The sequence below is a fragment of the Nonomuraea maritima genome (assembly GCF_900100395.1).
Classification (GTDB): Bacteria; Actinomycetota; Actinomycetes; order Streptosporangiales; family Streptosporangiaceae; genus Nonomuraea; species Nonomuraea maritima.
Genome location: NZ_FNFB01000005.1, coordinates 183,833 through 200,497, shown reverse-complemented (window position 1 = coordinate 200,497; position 16,665 = coordinate 183,833). Strand labels below are relative to the sequence as shown.

General features: G+C 69.6%; 12 protein-coding genes. 7 read left to right on the top strand and 5 right to left on the bottom strand.

What is annotated here, in order from left to right; translation table 11 throughout:
- From BLR04_RS11655 to BLR04_RS11625, 7 genes are all read left to right on the top strand, one after another.
- Positions 1-1,323 (top strand): ABC transporter substrate-binding protein, encoded by a 1,323-nt coding sequence (locus tag BLR04_RS11655; RefSeq protein ID WP_090762635.1) that lies wholly within the window; start codon positions 1-3, stop codon positions 1,321-1,323.
- A gap of 12 nt (positions 1,324-1,335) precedes the next feature.
- Positions 1,336-2,715 carry an ABC transporter permease subunit gene (locus BLR04_RS11650; protein ID WP_090762633.1) on the top strand — a complete coding sequence of 460 codons (1,380 nt, stop codon included), beginning with the start codon at positions 1,336-1,338 and terminating at the stop codon, positions 2,713-2,715.
- Complete coding sequence (locus tag BLR04_RS11645; protein ID WP_090762631.1) at positions 2,712-3,611, top strand: carbohydrate ABC transporter permease; 900 nt, start codon at positions 2,712-2,714, stop codon at positions 3,609-3,611. The genes BLR04_RS11650 and BLR04_RS11645 overlap by 4 nt, the downstream gene beginning before the upstream one ends.
- A gap of 122 nt (positions 3,612-3,733) precedes the next feature.
- Positions 3,734-4,411 carry a uracil-DNA glycosylase gene (locus tag BLR04_RS11640; RefSeq protein ID WP_090762629.1) on the top strand — a complete coding sequence of 226 codons (678 nt, stop codon included), beginning with the start codon at positions 3,734-3,736 and terminating at the stop codon, positions 4,409-4,411.
- Between the two features lie 10 nt (positions 4,412-4,421).
- Positions 4,422-4,739 carry a hypothetical protein gene (locus BLR04_RS11635; RefSeq protein ID WP_090762627.1) on the top strand — a complete coding sequence of 106 codons (318 nt, stop codon included), beginning with the start codon at positions 4,422-4,424 and terminating at the stop codon, positions 4,737-4,739.
- Between the two features lie 164 nt (positions 4,740-4,903).
- A complete protein-coding gene (locus BLR04_RS11630) occupies positions 4,904-5,194 on the top strand; it encodes an MTH1187 family thiamine-binding protein (protein ID WP_090762625.1) in 291 nt (96 codons plus the stop codon).
- Between the two features lie 556 nt (positions 5,195-5,750).
- The gene (locus tag BLR04_RS11625; protein ID WP_090762623.1) at positions 5,751-7,376 is read left to right on the top strand and encodes an FAD-dependent monooxygenase; all 1,626 of its coding nucleotides are present in this window, start codon (positions 5,751-5,753) and stop codon (positions 7,374-7,376) included.
- 245 nt (positions 7,377-7,621) lie between these two features.
- Here BLR04_RS11625 and BLR04_RS39615 read toward each other — a convergent pair whose 3' ends face one another.
- The 5 genes from BLR04_RS39615 to glgX all read right to left on the bottom strand — a co-directional run bounded on the left by BLR04_RS39615 (position 7,622) and on the right by glgX (position 16,498).
- A complete protein-coding gene (locus tag BLR04_RS39615; RefSeq protein WP_143022017.1) occupies positions 7,622-8,602 on the bottom strand; it encodes a hypothetical protein in 981 nt (326 codons plus the stop codon).
- A gap of 35 nt (positions 8,603-8,637) precedes the next feature.
- Complete coding sequence (locus tag BLR04_RS40550) at positions 8,638-10,065, bottom strand: hypothetical protein (protein ID WP_090762620.1); 1,428 nt, start codon at positions 10,063-10,065, stop codon at positions 8,638-8,640.
- Between the two features lie 482 nt (positions 10,066-10,547).
- Positions 10,548-12,278, bottom strand: a complete 1,731-nt coding sequence (gene treZ / locus BLR04_RS11610) for a malto-oligosyltrehalose trehalohydrolase (protein ID WP_090762619.1) — start codon at positions 12,276-12,278, stop codon at positions 10,548-10,550.
- Positions 12,268-14,412: a malto-oligosyltrehalose synthase gene (gene treY, locus BLR04_RS11605; protein ID WP_090762617.1), complete on the bottom strand. Its 2,145-nt coding sequence runs from the start codon at positions 14,410-14,412 to the stop codon at positions 12,268-12,270. Before treY ends, treZ begins: the two co-directional genes overlap by 11 nt.
- Positions 14,405-16,498, bottom strand: coding sequence for a glycogen debranching protein GlgX (gene glgX / locus BLR04_RS11600; RefSeq protein WP_090762615.1), 2,094 nt, complete (start codon positions 16,496-16,498; stop codon positions 14,405-14,407). The genes treY and glgX overlap by 8 nt, the downstream gene beginning before the upstream one ends.
- Positions 16,499-16,665: the final 167 nt, after the last annotated feature.

Here is a 16,665-nt window from a genome sequence, read left to right as displayed (position 1 = left end):
ATGCGAAAAGGCAGAGCAGCAGTGATCCTGGCCGGGCTCGCGGTAGCCGTAGCCGCCTGCGGCAACGCGCCCACGACCACGGCACCTAGCGGCGAGGCCTCGGCCCCGGCGGCCGGCGGCGGCGACAAGCCGCTCCAGGGCGTGACCCTGGAGGTGGCGGCCAAGTGGACCGGCGCCGAGCAGAAGAACTTCGAGCAGGTGCTGGCGGCCTTCACCGAGAAGACCGGCGCGAAGGTCACGTACGCCTCCACCGGCGAGGACACCGCCGCCTACCTCGGCCCGCGCATCCAGGGCGGCAGCCCGCCCGACGTGGCGATCCTGCCGCAGCCCGGTCTCGTGCAACAGTACGCCGACCAGCAGGCGCTCAAGCCGCTGAGCGCCGACGTCGTCAAGGAGATCGACACCAACTACACGCCGTACTGGAAGGAGCTCGGCTCCGCCGACGGCCAGGTGTACGGCGTGCTGATCAAGGCGGCGCACAAGTCGCTGGTCTGGTACCGCAGCCAGGCGTTCGAGGACGCCGGCGTGCAGCCGCCCGCCACCTGGGACGAGCTGGTCAAGGCCGCGCAGACCGTCGCCGACTCCGGCACCCCGCCGTTCTCGCTGTGCGGCGCCTCCGGCTGGACGCTGACCGACCTCTTCGAGAACGTCTACCTGTCGACCGCCGGTCCGGAGAACTACGACAAGCTCTCCAAGCACGAGATCCCCTGGACCGACCCCACCGTGACCACCGCGCTGGAGAAGATCCAGCAGATCGTCAAGGACGACTACCTGGTCGGCGGCACCTCGGGCACCATGCAGACCGACTTCCCGACCTGCGTGAGCAAGGTCTACGGCACCGACGACGCCGCCATGGTCATCGAGGCCGACTTCGTGGCCGTCGAGGCCGGCGTCTCGGGCGCCAAGCTGGGCGAGGAGGCGAAGTACTTCCCGTTCCCGAATGTGGGCGACACCTCCCCCGTCGTGCTCGGCGGTGACGTGGCGGTGGCCATGAAGGACTCCCCCGGCGCCATGGCCCTGCTGCAGTTCCTGGCCTCCAAGGAGGGCGGCGAGGTCTGGGCCAAGCTCCCCGGCTACCTGTCGCCCAACAAGAACGTCTCTCCCGACAACTACCCCGACGAGCTGACCAAGCAGCTCGGCCAGACGATCGTCTCGGCCGGCGACGCCGTCCGCTACGACATGTCCGACCTGGCCCCGAGTGCCTTCGGCGGCACCGACGGCAAGGGCTCGTGGAAGGTGCTGCAGGACTTCGTCCGCAACCCCAGTGACATCAAGGGCGCGCAGGAGGCCCTGGAATCCGAGGCCGCCAAGGCCTGGAAGTAAAGAGGTAAGGCCGTGACCGAACGGTTGGACGGCCGGCAGGATCCGCCCGCGCAGGCCGCGGGCGGGCCCTCACCCGGACCGGCTGCATCCCCCAGTGAACGACGACGCCTCGGCCCCTCGCCGGCGGTCGCCATCGCCTTCCTCCTCCCGGCGGCGCTGCTGCTGGGCGTCTGGGTCGTCTACCCGATCGTCTACTCGATCTTCCGGAGCCTGTTCGACGCGGCGGGCACCGGGTTCGTGGGGCTGGGCAACTACGCCACGATCTTCAGCGACTCGGGCATGCTCACCACGATCCGCAACAACCTCATCTGGGTCGTGGTCGCGCCGATCATGGTCACCACGCTGGGTCTGATCTTCGCAGTCCTGACCGAGCGCATCCGGTGGTCGACGGCGTTCAAGCTCATCGTCTTCATGCCGATGGCCGTCTCCCTCATGGCGGCCGGCGTGATCTTCCGCCTGGTGTACGAGGAGAACCCCGACCGGGGTGTGGCCAACGCCATCCTCACCACCGTCCACGACACGTTCTCGACCTCGCAGGGCTACCCGGAGGCGCGGCCGCGCGGGGGCGACGAGTCTCCGGTGGCCGACCAGAACGGCGCGGTCGTCACCAAGCAGCCCGCGCAGGCGGGCCGGCCGGTGCTGATCCCCATCGTCGGCGTCCGGCCCGAGTTCATGCCGGACAACGCGCAGCCGGCGCGGGCCGACGCCGCGGGCGACGGCCTGGCGGGCACCGTCTGGTTCGACTTCACGCCAGGAGGCGGCGGCCAGAACAACGTCGTGGACGCCGCCGAGCGCGGCCTGCCCGGCATGACCGTCGAGGCGCTGCAGGCCGACGGCCAGGTCGCGGCGACCGCGACCACGGCCGAGGACGGCTCGTTCCAGTTCGAGGGGTTGCCCCAGGGCTCCTACACCGTACGGCTGCCGCAGTCGAACTTCGAGACCTCGTACGGCGGGCTGTCCTGGCTCGGGCCGACGCTCATCACGCCCGCCATCATCGGCGCGTTCGTCTGGGTGTGGGCCGGTTTCGCCATGGTGCTGATCGCGGCCGGGCTCGCCGCCATCCCGCGTGACGCGCTGGAGGCCGCCCGCATCGACGGCGCCACGGAGTGGCAGGTGTTCCGCAGGATCACCGTCCCGCTGCTGTCGCCGGTGCTGCTCGTCGTCTTCGTGACGATGATCATCAATACGCTGAAGGTCTTCGACCTCGTCTTCATCATCGCGCCGGCCTCCGTCCAGCCGCAGGCGAACGTGGTGGCGCTGGAGATGTGGCGCGTGGCGTTCGGCGGTGGCAACAACCAGGGGCTGGGCAGCGCGCTGGCCATCTTCCTGCTCCTGCTGGTCCTCCCCTTCATGATCATGAACATCCGCAGGTTCAGGAGGGGAGACTCATGAGCACAGCGACCGCCACGGCCCCGACGGGGCTGGAGGCAGGAGCGCCGCGCAGGAGCCTGGCGAGCAAGCTGGTCGACCGGCTGGGCAGCGGCGCCGTCCAGGTCGTCATGGTGGTGCTCGGCCTGTTCTGGCTCGTGCCGACGCTCGGCCTGCTGGTCGTCTCCATGCGTACGACACAGGTCAACAACGCCGAGGGCTGGTGGACGATCTTCACCAAGCCGGCCGAGCTGACCATCCAGAACTACGCCAACCTGCTCGGCAGCGGCTTCACCGCGTCGTTCTGGAACACCGTGCTCATCACCGTCCCGACCACGGTCCTCGTGATCGGCATCGCGGCGATGGCGGCGTACGCGTTCGCGTGGATGGACTTCCGCGGCCGCGACACCGCGTTCCTCGTCGTCGTCGGGCTGCTCATCGTGCCGATCCAGATCGCGCTGATCCCCGTCGCGAGCCTGTACGGCGCCGCCGGCATCTTCGGGTCGCTGCCCGGGGTGATCCTGTTCCACGTGGCGTTCGGCCTGCCGTTCGCCATCTTCCTGCTCCGCAACTTCTTCGTCGGCATCCCGGCGTCGTTGCTGGAGGCCGCCAGGATGGACGGCGCCTCGGAATGGAAGATCTTCGCGTCGGTCGTCTTCCCGCTGGGCAAGCCGGCCATCGCGTCGCTCGGCATCTTCCAGTTCCTGTGGGTGTGGAACGACATGCTCATCGCGCTGGTCTTCGCCGACACCGGCAACCAGCCGATGACCAAGTACCTGCAGTCGCAGATGCGGCAGTTCGGGTCGAACGTCGACATCCTCTCGTCCGGCGCGTTCATGTCGCTGATCATCCCGCTGGTCCTGTTCTTCGCGTTCCAGCGGTACTTCGTCCAGGGCATGATGGCCGGCTCCGTGAAGTGACCCGGTGGGGCGCCCGCCTCCCAAGGGGGGCAGGCGGGCCCCCCACCATGTGATCGTTTCGGTACGATCCGAACAGACGTTTCGGCTCCAAGCCGTACGAGACCTGGCTAAGCTCAACGACCATGGCCGGTCGTCCACTGAACGAAGTCGTCGAAGCCGGATGGGCACGCGCGCTCGAGCCCGTCGCCGAGCAGATCTCCCTGATGGGTGAGTTCCTGCGCAAGGAGATCGCCGAAGGACGGCAGTACCTGCCGTCGGGCGCCAATGTCCTGCGCGCGTTCAACCAGCCCTTCGACGAGGTCAAGGTGCTGATCATGGGCCAGGACCCGTACCCGACGCCCGGCCACCCCGTCGGCCTGTCGTTCTCGGTCGCGCCCGACGTGCGCCCGCTGCCCGGCAGCCTGGTCAACATCTACAAGGAGATGGAGACCGACCTCGGGCTGCCACGGGCGTCCAACGGCGACCTGACGCCGTGGGCAGAGCAGGGCGTGCTGCTGCTCAACAGGGTGCTCACCGTCATGCCGGGCAAGCCCGCCTCCCACCGGGGCAAGGGCTGGGAGCAGATCACCGAGCAGGCCATCAAGGCCCTGGTGTCGCGCGACAAGCCGCTGGTCGCCATCCTGTGGGGCCGCGACGCCCGCAACCTCGCGCCGATGCTCGGCGACGTGCCGCGCATCGAGTCGGCGCACCCGTCCCCGCTGTCCGCCCGTAGCGGATTCTTCGGCTCCCGGCCGTTCAGCAGGGCCAATGAGCTGCTCATCCAGCAGGGCGCGGCGCCTGTGGAGTGGAAGCTGCCCTAGCATCGTCGCCATGAGTGATGAACCGAAGTTCCTGCGCCTCACGGTCGAGCTGACCGTCGAGGTGCTCGACATGGAGGCGCTGCAGGCCGCGGCGCTGGCTGAGATCAGACACCCCGACGCCGACCTCGCCGACGAGGAGCGCACGGAGCAGGCCGAACTGGTCGCCTCCGACGACTCCGGCGCCTCGGCGCTGCAGTGGCTGATCGAGCCCGACCACGTGCTCCAGCTCGTCGACCACATCAGCGAGATCGAGCCCCGCGAGGCCGTGCTGGGCGTCGAGCCGTCCGAAGGACCTAGCGAGGAAGAAGACGAGGAGCACGACCACTGATCGTCAGGTGGTGAGGTAGGGCGGCGGCCACGACGTTCCCACGTCGTGGCTTTTCGCTGTCCGGGGGCTGTTCGGGGGCTTGACCTGCGCTGCTTGGGGGCTGCGGCCGGCGTGGGCGGGCCGGCTAAGATCGGAAGCCTCCGGACCGCGCGAGAGGGCAGCACATGATCGTCGCATTCTCCATCACTCCGCTGGGCGTCGGCGAAGGAGTCGCCGAGCCCGTGGCCCGCGCCGTCAAGGTGGTCCGCGACAGCGGCCTGCCGAACCGTACGGACTCGATGTTCACCACGATCGAAGGCGAATGGGACGAGGTCATGGACGTCGTCAAGCGTGCCGTCGACGCGGTGGCTGAGGTCGCACCGCGGGTGAGCCTCGTTCTGAAGGCCGACCTGCGCGAGGGGGTCACGGACGGCATGACGTCCAAGATCGAGTCCCTGGAGAGCCACCTGTCCTGACGACCGGCCCGCGTCGTGGCCGCTCGTGTCACGGCCGCTCGATCCGGGCCGGTCACTGTCTCCAGCCGTCAGAAGGGAAGGCAGGACAGTCACTGTCTGCTGCTGTCAGAGAGGCAGGCAGGACAGTCACTGTCTGCTGGCGTCAGAAAGGCCGGCCCGGCCACGTCCAGCGCGGTGACTAGGCGGGACACAGCACTGGGCGCGCATGCAACCCCGCCACCGCCCTTCAACGCGAGGGCGCGGCCGCACACGGTGCACATGTCATCGCGCCGCGCCTTCACCACCAGCGCACCCTTGTAGCGCGTCCGCTCCGCACCTGGGCCCGGTGCGCCTGGAGGACACCAGCCGTCTCGGACGGTCGTCCCACGTTCCTCAGCTCTTCGCGTGCCTTCAGACACCCCGTCCACCGACGAACCGGCGGGGAGCGCCCAGCGCAGCAAGCTCTCCACACCTGAGGAGGCCCCGCACCCATGTCGAGATATGTCTTGACTGGCGGCGGAGATGCGACATATCGTGTCTGCACGCGATAGTACGCGTCTTCGGAGGTGAGTAAGTCATGGAGCATGAGCGCGTGCCCGTTCTGGTGGTCGGTGGTGGATATGCGGGCCTCAGCGCCGCGGCCCTGCTGGCCTGGCGGGAGATTCCCGTCATGCTGGTCGAACGGCATCCCGGCACGTCCGTCCAACCCAAGGCGTTCGGCGTGGGCCCGCGCGCGGTCGAGATGCTGCGTCCGGTCCCCGGCCTGGAGGAACAGCTCGCGAACATCTGGACGGGCATCGGCGACACCATGCGCATCGCGATCGCCAAGAGCCTGACCGACCCCGAGCCGCACATGATCATGCATGACGAGCACGAGGAACTGGCGTTCCTGTCGCGAGTCACGCCGGTGATGACGATTGGGGCACCGCAGGCCGAGATCGAGCGCGTCCTGCGCCGCAAGGCCGAGGAACTGGGCGCCGACCTGCGCTTCTCCACCGAGCTCCGCTCGCTCGACCAGGACGGCGACGGTGTCACGGCCGTCATCCGCGACGCGGACGGCGATCACGTCGTACGCGCCGACTACGTGGTGGCCGCCGACGGGCACCGCAGCCCGCTGCGGCGGATGCTGAACGTCCCCACCTCGGGCAAGGGCGAGCTGGGGCGCATGTGCTCGATCATGTTCGACGCCGATCTGTCCGGGATCGTCCGGGATCGCGAGGTCACGCTCTGGTACCTGCAGAACGACGTCTTCACCGGGGTCCTCGTCTCCGGCACCGGCGTCGGCGCGCACGTGCTCGGCGTCAATTACGCCGACGGCCAGAGCGAGTCCGACTTCACCGAGCAGCGCTGCGTCGAGCTGATACGGACGGCGATCGGCCGGCCCGACCTGGACGTGCGCATCCTGGACACCACGTCCTTCGACCTGGCGCACACGCTCGCCGACACGTACCGGGCCGGACGGGTGTTCTTCGCCGGGGACGCCGCCCACACCATGCCGCCGACCGGCGGACAGGGCGGCAGCACCGCGCTGCAGGACGGGTGCGACCTCGCCTGGCGGCTGTGGCTCGTGATCACCGGCCAGGCCGGCCCTGACTTCCTCGACACCTACGACGCCGAACGCCGCCCGATCGGTGCCCTCACCGCCGACGCGCAGCTCGCCAACCTGGGCGTACGCATGCCTCCGGCACTCCGGGTCGGCTACCCGGAACCGCTCGACGACCCGGCGGGCGCTCTCCTCGGATTCCGGTACCACTCGACGGCGATCATCGACGAGCCAGGCGACGACGGGTCGATCCTGGAGGATCCGCGTGTGCCGAACGGACGTCCCGGCAGCCGTGCCCCGCACGTGGTGCTCGACTGGGACGGGCAGCGGATGTCCACCATCGACCTGTTCGGCTCCGGGTTCGTGCTGCTGGCCGCCAAGAGCGCCGGGCAGCCGTGGATGGACGCGGGGCGGCTGGTCAAGGACCGGCTTCAGGTGCGCCTGACACGGCTCCTCGTGGACGACGAACTGATGGACGTGGAGGGCCGGTTCACCGAGGCGTACGGGGTCCGCGGGGGCGGCGCCGTACTGGTGCGCCCTGACGGTTACGTGGCCTGGCGCTCCCTCGACCTCGCCCCCGACCCCACCGCCACCCTGGAAACCGCCCTACGCCACATCCTCAGCCGCCACCACCCCCACCCCCCGACCGCAGCGGCCTGACCACCACAACGATGGTGTCCGTCGAAGCGGAGCAAGCTCAAGGCAGCGTTGCCTGTGCCAGCACCCGCCCGAACCAGCGCCACCCAAGACAGCGTTGCCGGGGCCGGCACCCGCTCTGGTCGGCACAGAATCACCAGCGCGCCATCCACCCAGCTCCGGCCAGGTCGGATCCGTGCCTCGCGTCCGTGGACGCAGCCTCAGCAGGCTCTGCGGCGCGGACCAGGCGGCGTGGTGGTGGGCGTCTGTCAGCGGTGGGTGGAGCCGAGGAGGAGCTCTTCGCGGCGGGCGCGGAGCTTGTCGCGGAGGCGTCGGAGTTCGCGGCAGCGTTCCTCCAGTTCCTCCACCAGGGCACTGAGGGCGCTCCGGTCAGCGAGGTCGGGCACCGTCATCCCGAGCACCGCAACTTCACGGACGAACGCCGCCCTTGCCTCACACTCACCGGCAGCACCGAACTCGCCCCCACAGACGGACCCAACCCCCGCACCCCTGCCACCCCCGCGCGCCGACCCGCCCGACGTCTCAACGGCACACTCCCCCACGGCGCCGGTCGACGTCCCAGGGGCGTGCTCCTGTCCGGCACGGGTCGAGGTCCCAACAGCACGCTCCTGGACGACATCATCCGGCAACCCATCGGCACGCCCCCAAGTGGCAACGGTTGGCGTCTCAGGAGTGCGATCCCGGGTCGCGCCGGGCGGTGTCTCAGGGGTGTGGTCCCGGGTCGCGCCGGGCGGCGTCCCGCGTGTGGGCTTGTGGGTTAGGGGCTGGTGTTGGTGGTGGAGGAGGGTGCGGCCGGTGTTGCGGGCGCGTATGCCGGCTGGGAGTTCGACGTCCAGTTCGGCCAGCAGGCGACCGAGTTCCAGCAGTTCGGCGCCTCGGGAATCAGCGGACTCGATCAGTCGGCGTTCTTCGCGGATGAGCAGTTCGTCGTACAGCTCCTGGGCCGGGCCGAGGTCGGCGAGTTCTTGTTCCACCGCGGCGAGGGCCCCGGTGTACGCGCGCAGGCGAGCTTCCTCGGCGGCCACGTCCTCTTGATCCCATACGGCGATCGCGTCGAGCTTGTGTTGGGACTCCCGTACTGATGCGGCGATGGTCGTACGGCGTCTGGCGAGCTCGTCGCGGCGGTGCGCCCGCGTGCGCGCGACGCGCAGATCTTCGTCGATCATCTCAAACGGGATCATGCCCTTTGGACGGACGTAACCCTCGAAACGGTTCAGAACAATCTTCACTTATTTCACATATGTGGTCAGAACTCCTCACTTGCTCAGGCGGCCAGGGCGGGGGAATGGGGGTCCGTCAAGGGGTACGGGGTCGGAGGGGCGATGTGGGTGACGCAGCGCCGGCCGTGCGACGGACCGTCGGAGGAGCTTGGAGGCGGGCCGACCTTGAGACACGCGACCTGGCCCGTGCCTGGGACGGGGTCCACCATGAGTCGGCGAATCTCTCGGGCCCGGCCAGGCTCGCCGACGTCGGTACCCGCGCCGGCGCCGGCGTGAAGGTGAGGGCCAGGGTGAAGGTGAGGGTGGGAGCCAGAGTGCAGATGGGGGTGGGGCTGGGTGCCGGTGCGAGGGCCCATGCCTGCGCCATCGGCGCGAGGGCCCGTGCCCGAACAAGTGCCAGAGCAAGTGCCGTTGCCGGTGCCGGCGCAGGGGTCGGAGTGGGTGCCGGTGCCGGCGCAGGGGTCGGAGTGGGTGCCGGTGCCGGCGCAGGGGTCGGGGTGGGTGCCGGTGACCGTGTCGGGGGCGGTGTTCGTGTCGGTGCCGGTGGCCGTGTCGGTGTCGTACGGGGTAAGGCGTACGGCGAAGGGTAGGCCGTTGGGCTGGTCGGACGGCGGGATGTGGAGGAAGTCGTCGATCGTGCGGGTGGTCGCCTCGGGATGGGCGGCGAGGTAGGACAGGTGGTCGGCCACGAGGCGGCTGCCCACCGTACGCAGGAGGTTGGTGGCGCACAGGCTGTGGCCGCAGGTGGCGCCGTCGATGGTGATCTCGGGGAGCGCGAAGCGGCGCAGGCCGCGTGACGTCACACGCGGGCAGTCACACAGGCCGGCTCCAGCCGCGCGGCCGCTAAGGCTGTCGCGAAGGCCCGCTCCGGCCGAGCGGGCGCTAAGGCTGTCGCGAAGGCCCGCTCCGGCCGAGCGGGCGCTAGGGCTGTCGGGCAGGCTCGCTCCGGCCGCGCGGCCACCAGGGCAGTCGCGCAGGCTCGCTCGGGCCGAGCGGCCGCGTGGGCAGGTGGCGTCGTCGTGGGTTTCGACGCCCCATGACACCCAGTCGTCGTCGAGGCTGAACGTAGGCGGCTCGGCCGCGCATCTGCCGCACGTGAGGACGGTGGCGCCGGTCAGCGGGTCGATCAGGAGACCGTCGCACTCCCGGGCCAGAGCTCTGGCCACCGCCCTCGCCACCTGCGCGACGAACGGGAAGCGGTGCGGCGGTGCGGTCGCCGCGACCACGACATGTTGTCGGGTGCGGCGCAGGCGGCGTCTCTCGTCGTCGGTGAGCGTGGTGGCCGCGGGTTTCCACGGGACGGGTTGAGGGGTGACGGTCACCGCGCCGCCGGCGACCGCGTCGATGGCCGCCCGTCTGTACGGGTCACCGACGCGCCAGGGGACGATTGAGCGGGCGTCGAATGCCATCTGCTCCACGGCCACGACGAACGTCGTGGTCAGGGCGTCGGGCAGCGGAAGGACGATCTTCATGGAGGGCCTCCGTACGGACGGGAACGGCAGGTCCTCAGCATGTGCGCCGGGCGTCTGCAACCGGACGCCCGAACGGCGTTCTGTGGATAAGCTCCCGATCAATACGGCCCTTGTGGATAACCACGAGACTCGAACGACCCACGTCGGGCCTCTCCATCAGATCCTCCCGAGGGGACCGTCGCCTTGAGGCGACGGGGGAATCGGGAGCGGGAGGGCCGTCAAGGCCCGAGCGTGCAGTGACAGAACCTCGGAAATTGTCGCCACCTCCGGATACGATTGCTTTCGTGCTTTCGGGCATCGGTCAGGGCTTGGCCGTCGTCTCCCGCGCAAGCGGGGCGAGAAGCCGCTCTCTTCAGGGAGCGGAGGAGTCACGAGGCGTTGGATGCCGCTCGAACGACCCGACCGCACAGGGCACGGCGGGGAAGTGCACGACGGTGTCGGGGTGGGTCAGGTTGCCGAGGCCGGAGGTGGGGCGCTCGGCGTCACGGTTGGGGTTGGTTGTGGGGGGTGGGGCGGTAGACCGTCAGTGACTGTGCGGGGAGGTGGAGGCCGGTTTCGGTGCAGGTTATGGGGTCGTCGGAGGCCAGGAGGATTGTGCCGGGCGGCAAGGGGAGGGTCACCGGGTCCAATGAGAAGTTGACCGCCACCGCCACCGAACCCCGCCACATCAGCAGCCACTTCCCCATGGGGTCCAGCTCGACACGGACCCGGTCGAGGCGTGGGTCCGAGAGTTCGGGCAGTGCCTTGCGCAGCGCGATCAGGTCGCGGTACCAGCACAGCAGCGACCAGTGCTCCTCCTCCTTCACCTCGCTCCAGTCGAGCTTCGAGCGCAGGAACGACTCCTCGTCGGACGGGTTGGGCGCCTCCCACGCGTACCCGAAGCCGTCGAACTCGCGCTGCCGCCGCGCCCCCTCGGTGTCGCGCAGGTGCGCCTCCACGTGGTCGGAGAAGAACAGGAACGGCGTGCGCGCCCCCCACTCCTCCCCCATGAACAGCATCGGCGTGAACGGCGAGGTCAGCAGCAGCCCGGAGCCCAGCTTGAGCGGGGTGATCGGCAGTCGGTCGCCCGCCGGGCGGTTGCCGATCTGGTCGTGGTTCTGCAGGCAGGCCACCAGCCGGTGTCCGGGCACCCCGGCGAAGGAGGCGCCGTGGCCGCGCGCGCGGAAGCTGGAGTACGAGCCGTCGTGCAGCACCCCGTGCGTGAGCACCTTGGCCAGGGCCTCCAGCGAGGCGAAGTCCTGGTAGTAGCCGTGGTTCTCGCCGCTGACGGCGCAGTGCAGGGCATGGTGGACGTCGTCGTTCCACTGCGCGGTCATGCCCAGCCCGCCCGCGTCGAGAGAGCGGACCATGCGCGGGTCGTTGAGGTCTGACTCCGCGATCAGCGACAGCGGCCGTCCGGTCGAGCAGGACAGCGCGTCCACCTCCGCGGCCAGTTCGGCGAGCAGGTGGGTGGCCCGCCGGTCGTGCAGTGCGTGCACGGCGTCGAGGCGCAGCCCGTCGATGTGGTAGTCGCGCAGCCACTGCAGCGCGTTGCCGACGAAGTAGCGCCGCACCTCGTCGGATTCCGGTCCGTCGAGGTTGACCGCCTCGCCCCAGAAGCTGCCCTCGAAGCCGGCGAAGTACGGCCCGAACGGCCGCAGGAAGTTGCCCGACGGCCCGAGGTGGTTGTAGACGACGTCGAGGATGACGCCGATGCCTGCCTGGTGGCAGGCGTCCACGAACGACTTGAGCCCGTCGGGACCGCCGTAGGTCTCGTTGACGGCGTACAGGTCGACGCCGTCGTAGCCCCAGTTGCGCCCGCCCGGCACCGGCGCGACCGGCATGATCTCCACGAAGTCGACGCACAGCTCCACCAGGTGCGGCAGCTTCTCGATGGCCGCCTCGAACGTGCCGTCCGTGGTGAAGGTGCCGATGTGCAGCTCGTAGATGATCGCGCCGCGCAGGTCGCGGCCTTTCCAGTCGTGGTCGGACCAGGTGAAACGGTCGTGGTCGTAGACCGCGCTCGGCCCGAAGACGCCCTCGGGCTGCCGGCGTGAGCGGGGGTCGGGGTAGGGGCCGTCGCCGTCCACCTCGAAGGTGTACCGGGTGCCGTGGCCGGCGCCCTCGACCTCGGCCCTCCACCAGCCGCCCGCTCCGGCGGACATCGACCGCCGTTCTTCGAGGACGAGCAGCTCGACCGCTGTGGCCCTGGGGGCCCAGACCTCAAAGATCATGTCGCTCCAGCAGTGAGACCGGGTACTGACCGAGCAGGTGCGCGAGCGGCGTGCGTCCGGAGACGAGCGCGCCGGTGAGGAGGTCACGCCAGGTGCCGGGGGGCAGTGGCAGCGTGGTGCGTCCCCAACCCGTGGCGGCCAGGCGCACGGGAAGGCGGGTGGCGACGGCCACGGCCTGCGGCCGGCCGTCCCCTCCCTCGGCGCCGCGGGCGAAGGCGATCACGTGCTCGGCGCGTTCCCCTTCCGCCCTGAGCGGCAGGTACGGCGCCGCGCCCCCGAGCCGCCGGCGCAGCCGCAACGCCTGCGTGGTGACCAGCAGTTTGGCGGAGTCCCATGAGGTCTCCGGCTTGCGCGGGTAGCTCACCGGCCGCCGGTTGTCGGGGTCGACCAGCGAGAAGTCGGTGGTCTCGTTGCCCTGGTACACGTCGGGCACCCCGGGCATCATGAGCTGGACGAGCTTGGCCCCGAGCGAGTTCGACATCGCGTACGGCTCGATCCGCTCGGCGAACCCGCCGACCGGCAGCCGCACGGCCGCCTCGGCGAAGGCGCGCAGCCGCCGCTCGTAGGCGGGGTCGGGGTTGGCCCACGAGATGGCGGTCTTGGCCTCGCGGGCGGCCTTGAACAGGTAGTCGGTGAACCGTTCGACCGAGACGGGCCAGGCGGCCATGAGGTTCTGCCAGGCCAGGTAGTCGAGACGGGGGTCGAAGCTGACCTGCGCCGACCACTCGGCGACCGCCGCCGCCCACTCCCCCGGCATCTCGGAGAGCACCGACAGCCGCGCCCGCACGTCCTCCGACCGCTTGGTGTCGTGCGTGGAGAGGGTGGTCATCGTGTACGGGGACAGCTCGGCGCAGAAGTCGTGGAAGTCGTCGACCGACACCCCGAAGTGGTCGGGTTCGCCGCCGACCTCGTTGAGGCAGGCGAGCGGGAACCAGCGGTAGAGGGCGGTGTCCTCGACGCCCTTGGCCATGACGGGCCCGCATGTCTGCTGGAACCGCACGATCGACTCAGGGGAGCCGTACAGGACCTCTCGGACGAGGGGCTGGACGGCGGGTGAGCAGGACTCGGCGGCCAGCTCGACGATCTCCGCCGACTCGGGGGGCACCTCCTCCCCCGGCACCACGTACGCGCGGTAGACGGGCATCGCGGCGAGCAGTTCGCGGACGGCGGCCGGGTCGCACGAGGCGGCCCGCGCCAGCCGGTCGACCTCGGCGCCGAAGAACTGGTCGAGCACGTCGAGCTTGGCCTGGGCCATGACCGGACGGTAGTCGGGAGGCTGCCCCGTCATGTCCGTAAATATCTTGACCAGGGGCTCTTTGCCGGAAGGGTCGACGAACAGCCCGTTCACCCGGTTGAGTACGTCGTAGCCGGTCGTGCCGTCGCAGGCCCAGTCGCCGGGCAGCCGCTCCGGCCCGATGAGGATCTTCTCGACGACCGTCCACCGCTCGCCCGCCCTCTCGCGCAACCGCGACAGGTAGCCGCGCGGATCGGCCAGCCCGTCGGGATGGTCGACGCGCAGCCCGTCGACCAGGCCCTCGTCGAGCAGCCAGAAGATCACTTCGTGCGTGGCGAAGAACACCGACGGGTCCTCGACGCGCAGCCCGATCAGCGACGACACGTCGAAGAAGCGCCGGTAGCCGGGCCCCTCGCGCCAGTCGACCAGCCGGTAGCGGCCGGGGTGCGGGAAGGAGTGCTCGTGGTAGCGCAGCACGTCGCCGTCCACCACGGGTTCGACGTCGTCGCCCAGCACGGGCAGCGCGACCGTGCCGTCGCTCCAGTCGATGTCGAACCAGTGCGCGTACGGCGAGGCGGGCCCGTACCTCAGCACCGACCAGAACCGCTCGTTGAGCGTGTTCATGTGGTTGGGCACGATGTCGACCACGATGCCCAGGTCGTGGGCGGCGAGCTGCCGCGCCATCTCCCTGAGGCCGTCGGCGCCGCCGAACTCCTCGCGGATGCGGGAGTGGTCGGTGACGTCGTAGCCGTGCCGCGACTCGGGGGTGGACTGCAGGATCGGCGAGAGGTAGACGTGGCTCACGCCGAGGTCGCGCAGGTAGCCGGCGATCGCCGCCACCTCCGCGAAACCGAAGTCGGGGGTGAGCTGCACCCGGTAGGTGGAGACGGGCCTAGACACGGCGGAGCACCCTCACGCTGCGACCAGGAACGTCGATGCCCTCGCCCGCGCGCACCATCCTGGCGTCCAGCCGGATGGGCATGGCCGTGTCGATCTCGGTGTGCCACATCTCGCCGTAGTCCTTCGGGATGACGAACTTGATCGTGTCGTGGTGGGCGTTGAACAGCAGCAGGAACGAGTCGTCGCGGATCCGCCGGCCGCGCCGGTCGGGCTCGGTGATCGCCTCACCGTTCAGGAACACGGCCAGCGACTTGGCGTAGCCGACGTTCCAGTCGCTGTCGGTCATCTCCTCGCCCGAGGGGGTGAGCCAGGCGATGTCGCTCAGACCGCGTACGGGCTTGCCGTAGAAGAACCTCCTGCGCCGGAAGACCGGATGCTTCTTGCGCAGCTGGGCCAGGCTCTGGGCGAACTCCAGCAGCAGCCAGTTCTCGCGTATGTCGGACCAGTCGACCCAGGTGAGCTTGTTGTCCTGGCAGTAGCCGTTGTTGTTGCCCTTCTGCGTACGGCCCAGTTCGTCACCGTGGGACAGCATCGGCACGCCCTGCGACAGGAACAGCGTGGTGAGAAAGTTGCGCTTCTGCTGCTCGCGCAGCGACTCGACGGCGAGGTCGGCCGGGCCCTCCTGGCCGCAGTTCCACGACCGGTTGTCGTCGGTGCCGTCGCGGTTGTTCTCCTTGTTGGCCTCGTTGTGCTTGGTGTCGTACGAGACGAGGTCCTGGAGGGTGAAGCCGTCGTGGCAGGTCACGAAGTTGATCGAGGCGGCGGGGCGGCGGCTGTCGTCCTTGTACAGGTCGCTCGACCCGGTGAACCGCGAGCCGAACTCCGGCAGCGTCGCCGGCTGCCCCCGCCACAGGTCGCGGATCGTGTCACGGTAGCGGCCGTTCCACTCCGTCCAGCGCGACGGGAAGTTGCCCACCTGGTAACCGCCTGGGCCGACGTCCCACGGCTCGGCGATGAGCTTGACCTGCGACAGCACGGGGTCCTGCTGCACCAGGTCGAAGAAGGCGCTCAGCCGGTCGACCTCGTGCAGCTCGCGCGCCAGCGTCGAGGCGAGGTCGAAACGGAACCCGTCGACGTGCATCTCGATGACCCAGTAGCGCAGTGAGTCCATGATCATCTGCAGGACGTGCGGCGACCGCATGAGCAGGCTGTTGCCGGTGCCGGTGGTGTCGACGTAGTAGCGCCTGTCGTTGTCGACCAGCCGGTAGTAGTTGACGTTGTCGATGCCGCGGAAGCCCAGCGTCGGCCCGAGGTGGTTGCCCTCGGCGGTGTGGTTGTAGACGACGTCGAGGATGACCTCGATGCCCGCCTCGTGCAGCGAGCGCACCATCGCCTTGAACTCCAGCACCTGCCCGCCGCGCTGGCCCTGGCTGGAGTAGCGGTTGTGCGGCGCGAAGAAGCCGATCGAGTTGTAGCCCCAGTAGTTGGACAGGCCGCGCTCTTCCAGGATGTGGTCGGTGACGAACTGGTGCACCGGCATGAGCTCCAGCGCCGTCACGCCCAGCTTGGTGAGGTGGTCGAGGATCTCGGGGTGGCCGAGCGCCGCGTACGTGCCGCGCAGGTGGCGCGGGATCTTGGGGTGGCTGATCGTCAGCCCCCGCACGTGAGCCTCGTAGATCACGGTGTCGTGGTACGGCGTCGCGGGCGGCCGGTCGTGCCCCCACCCGAAGAACGGGTTGATCACGATCGACCGCGGCACGTACGGGGCCGAGTCGAGGTCGTTCCTGGTGTCCGGCTGGCCGAAGCGGTAGCCGTACGCCGCCTCGTTCCACGTGACGCCGCCCTCGATGGCCATCGCGTACGGGTCGAGCAGCAGCTTGTTGGGGTTGCAGCGCAGGCCGCTCCCCGGGTCGTAGGGGCCGTGCACACGGTAGCCGTAGCGCTGCCCCGGGCCGATTCCCGGCAGGTAGCCGTGCCAGATGAACCCGTCGACCTCCGACAGCGGCACCCGGCGTTCGACGTTGTCATCGTCGAACAGGCACAGCTCGACCTTGTCGGCGACCTCGGTGTAGAGCGAGAAATTGGTGCCGGCGCCGTCGTAGGTCGCCCCGAGCGGATAGGGGTCTCCCGGCCAGATCTCGATCATCGAGGCTCCCTTGCGGTCTTTCCCCATGTTCCGTTCCCCCGCTCTGCCCGGCAAGCCCGGCCCCTGTGGATCACCCCCCTGGTTCTTTTCCGCCGCGGGCGCGGTTACTCCGCCGCAGGGTAAACGCCCAGTTCAGAGACGTCGCGAGCCGTCCCCGACGGCGCGGT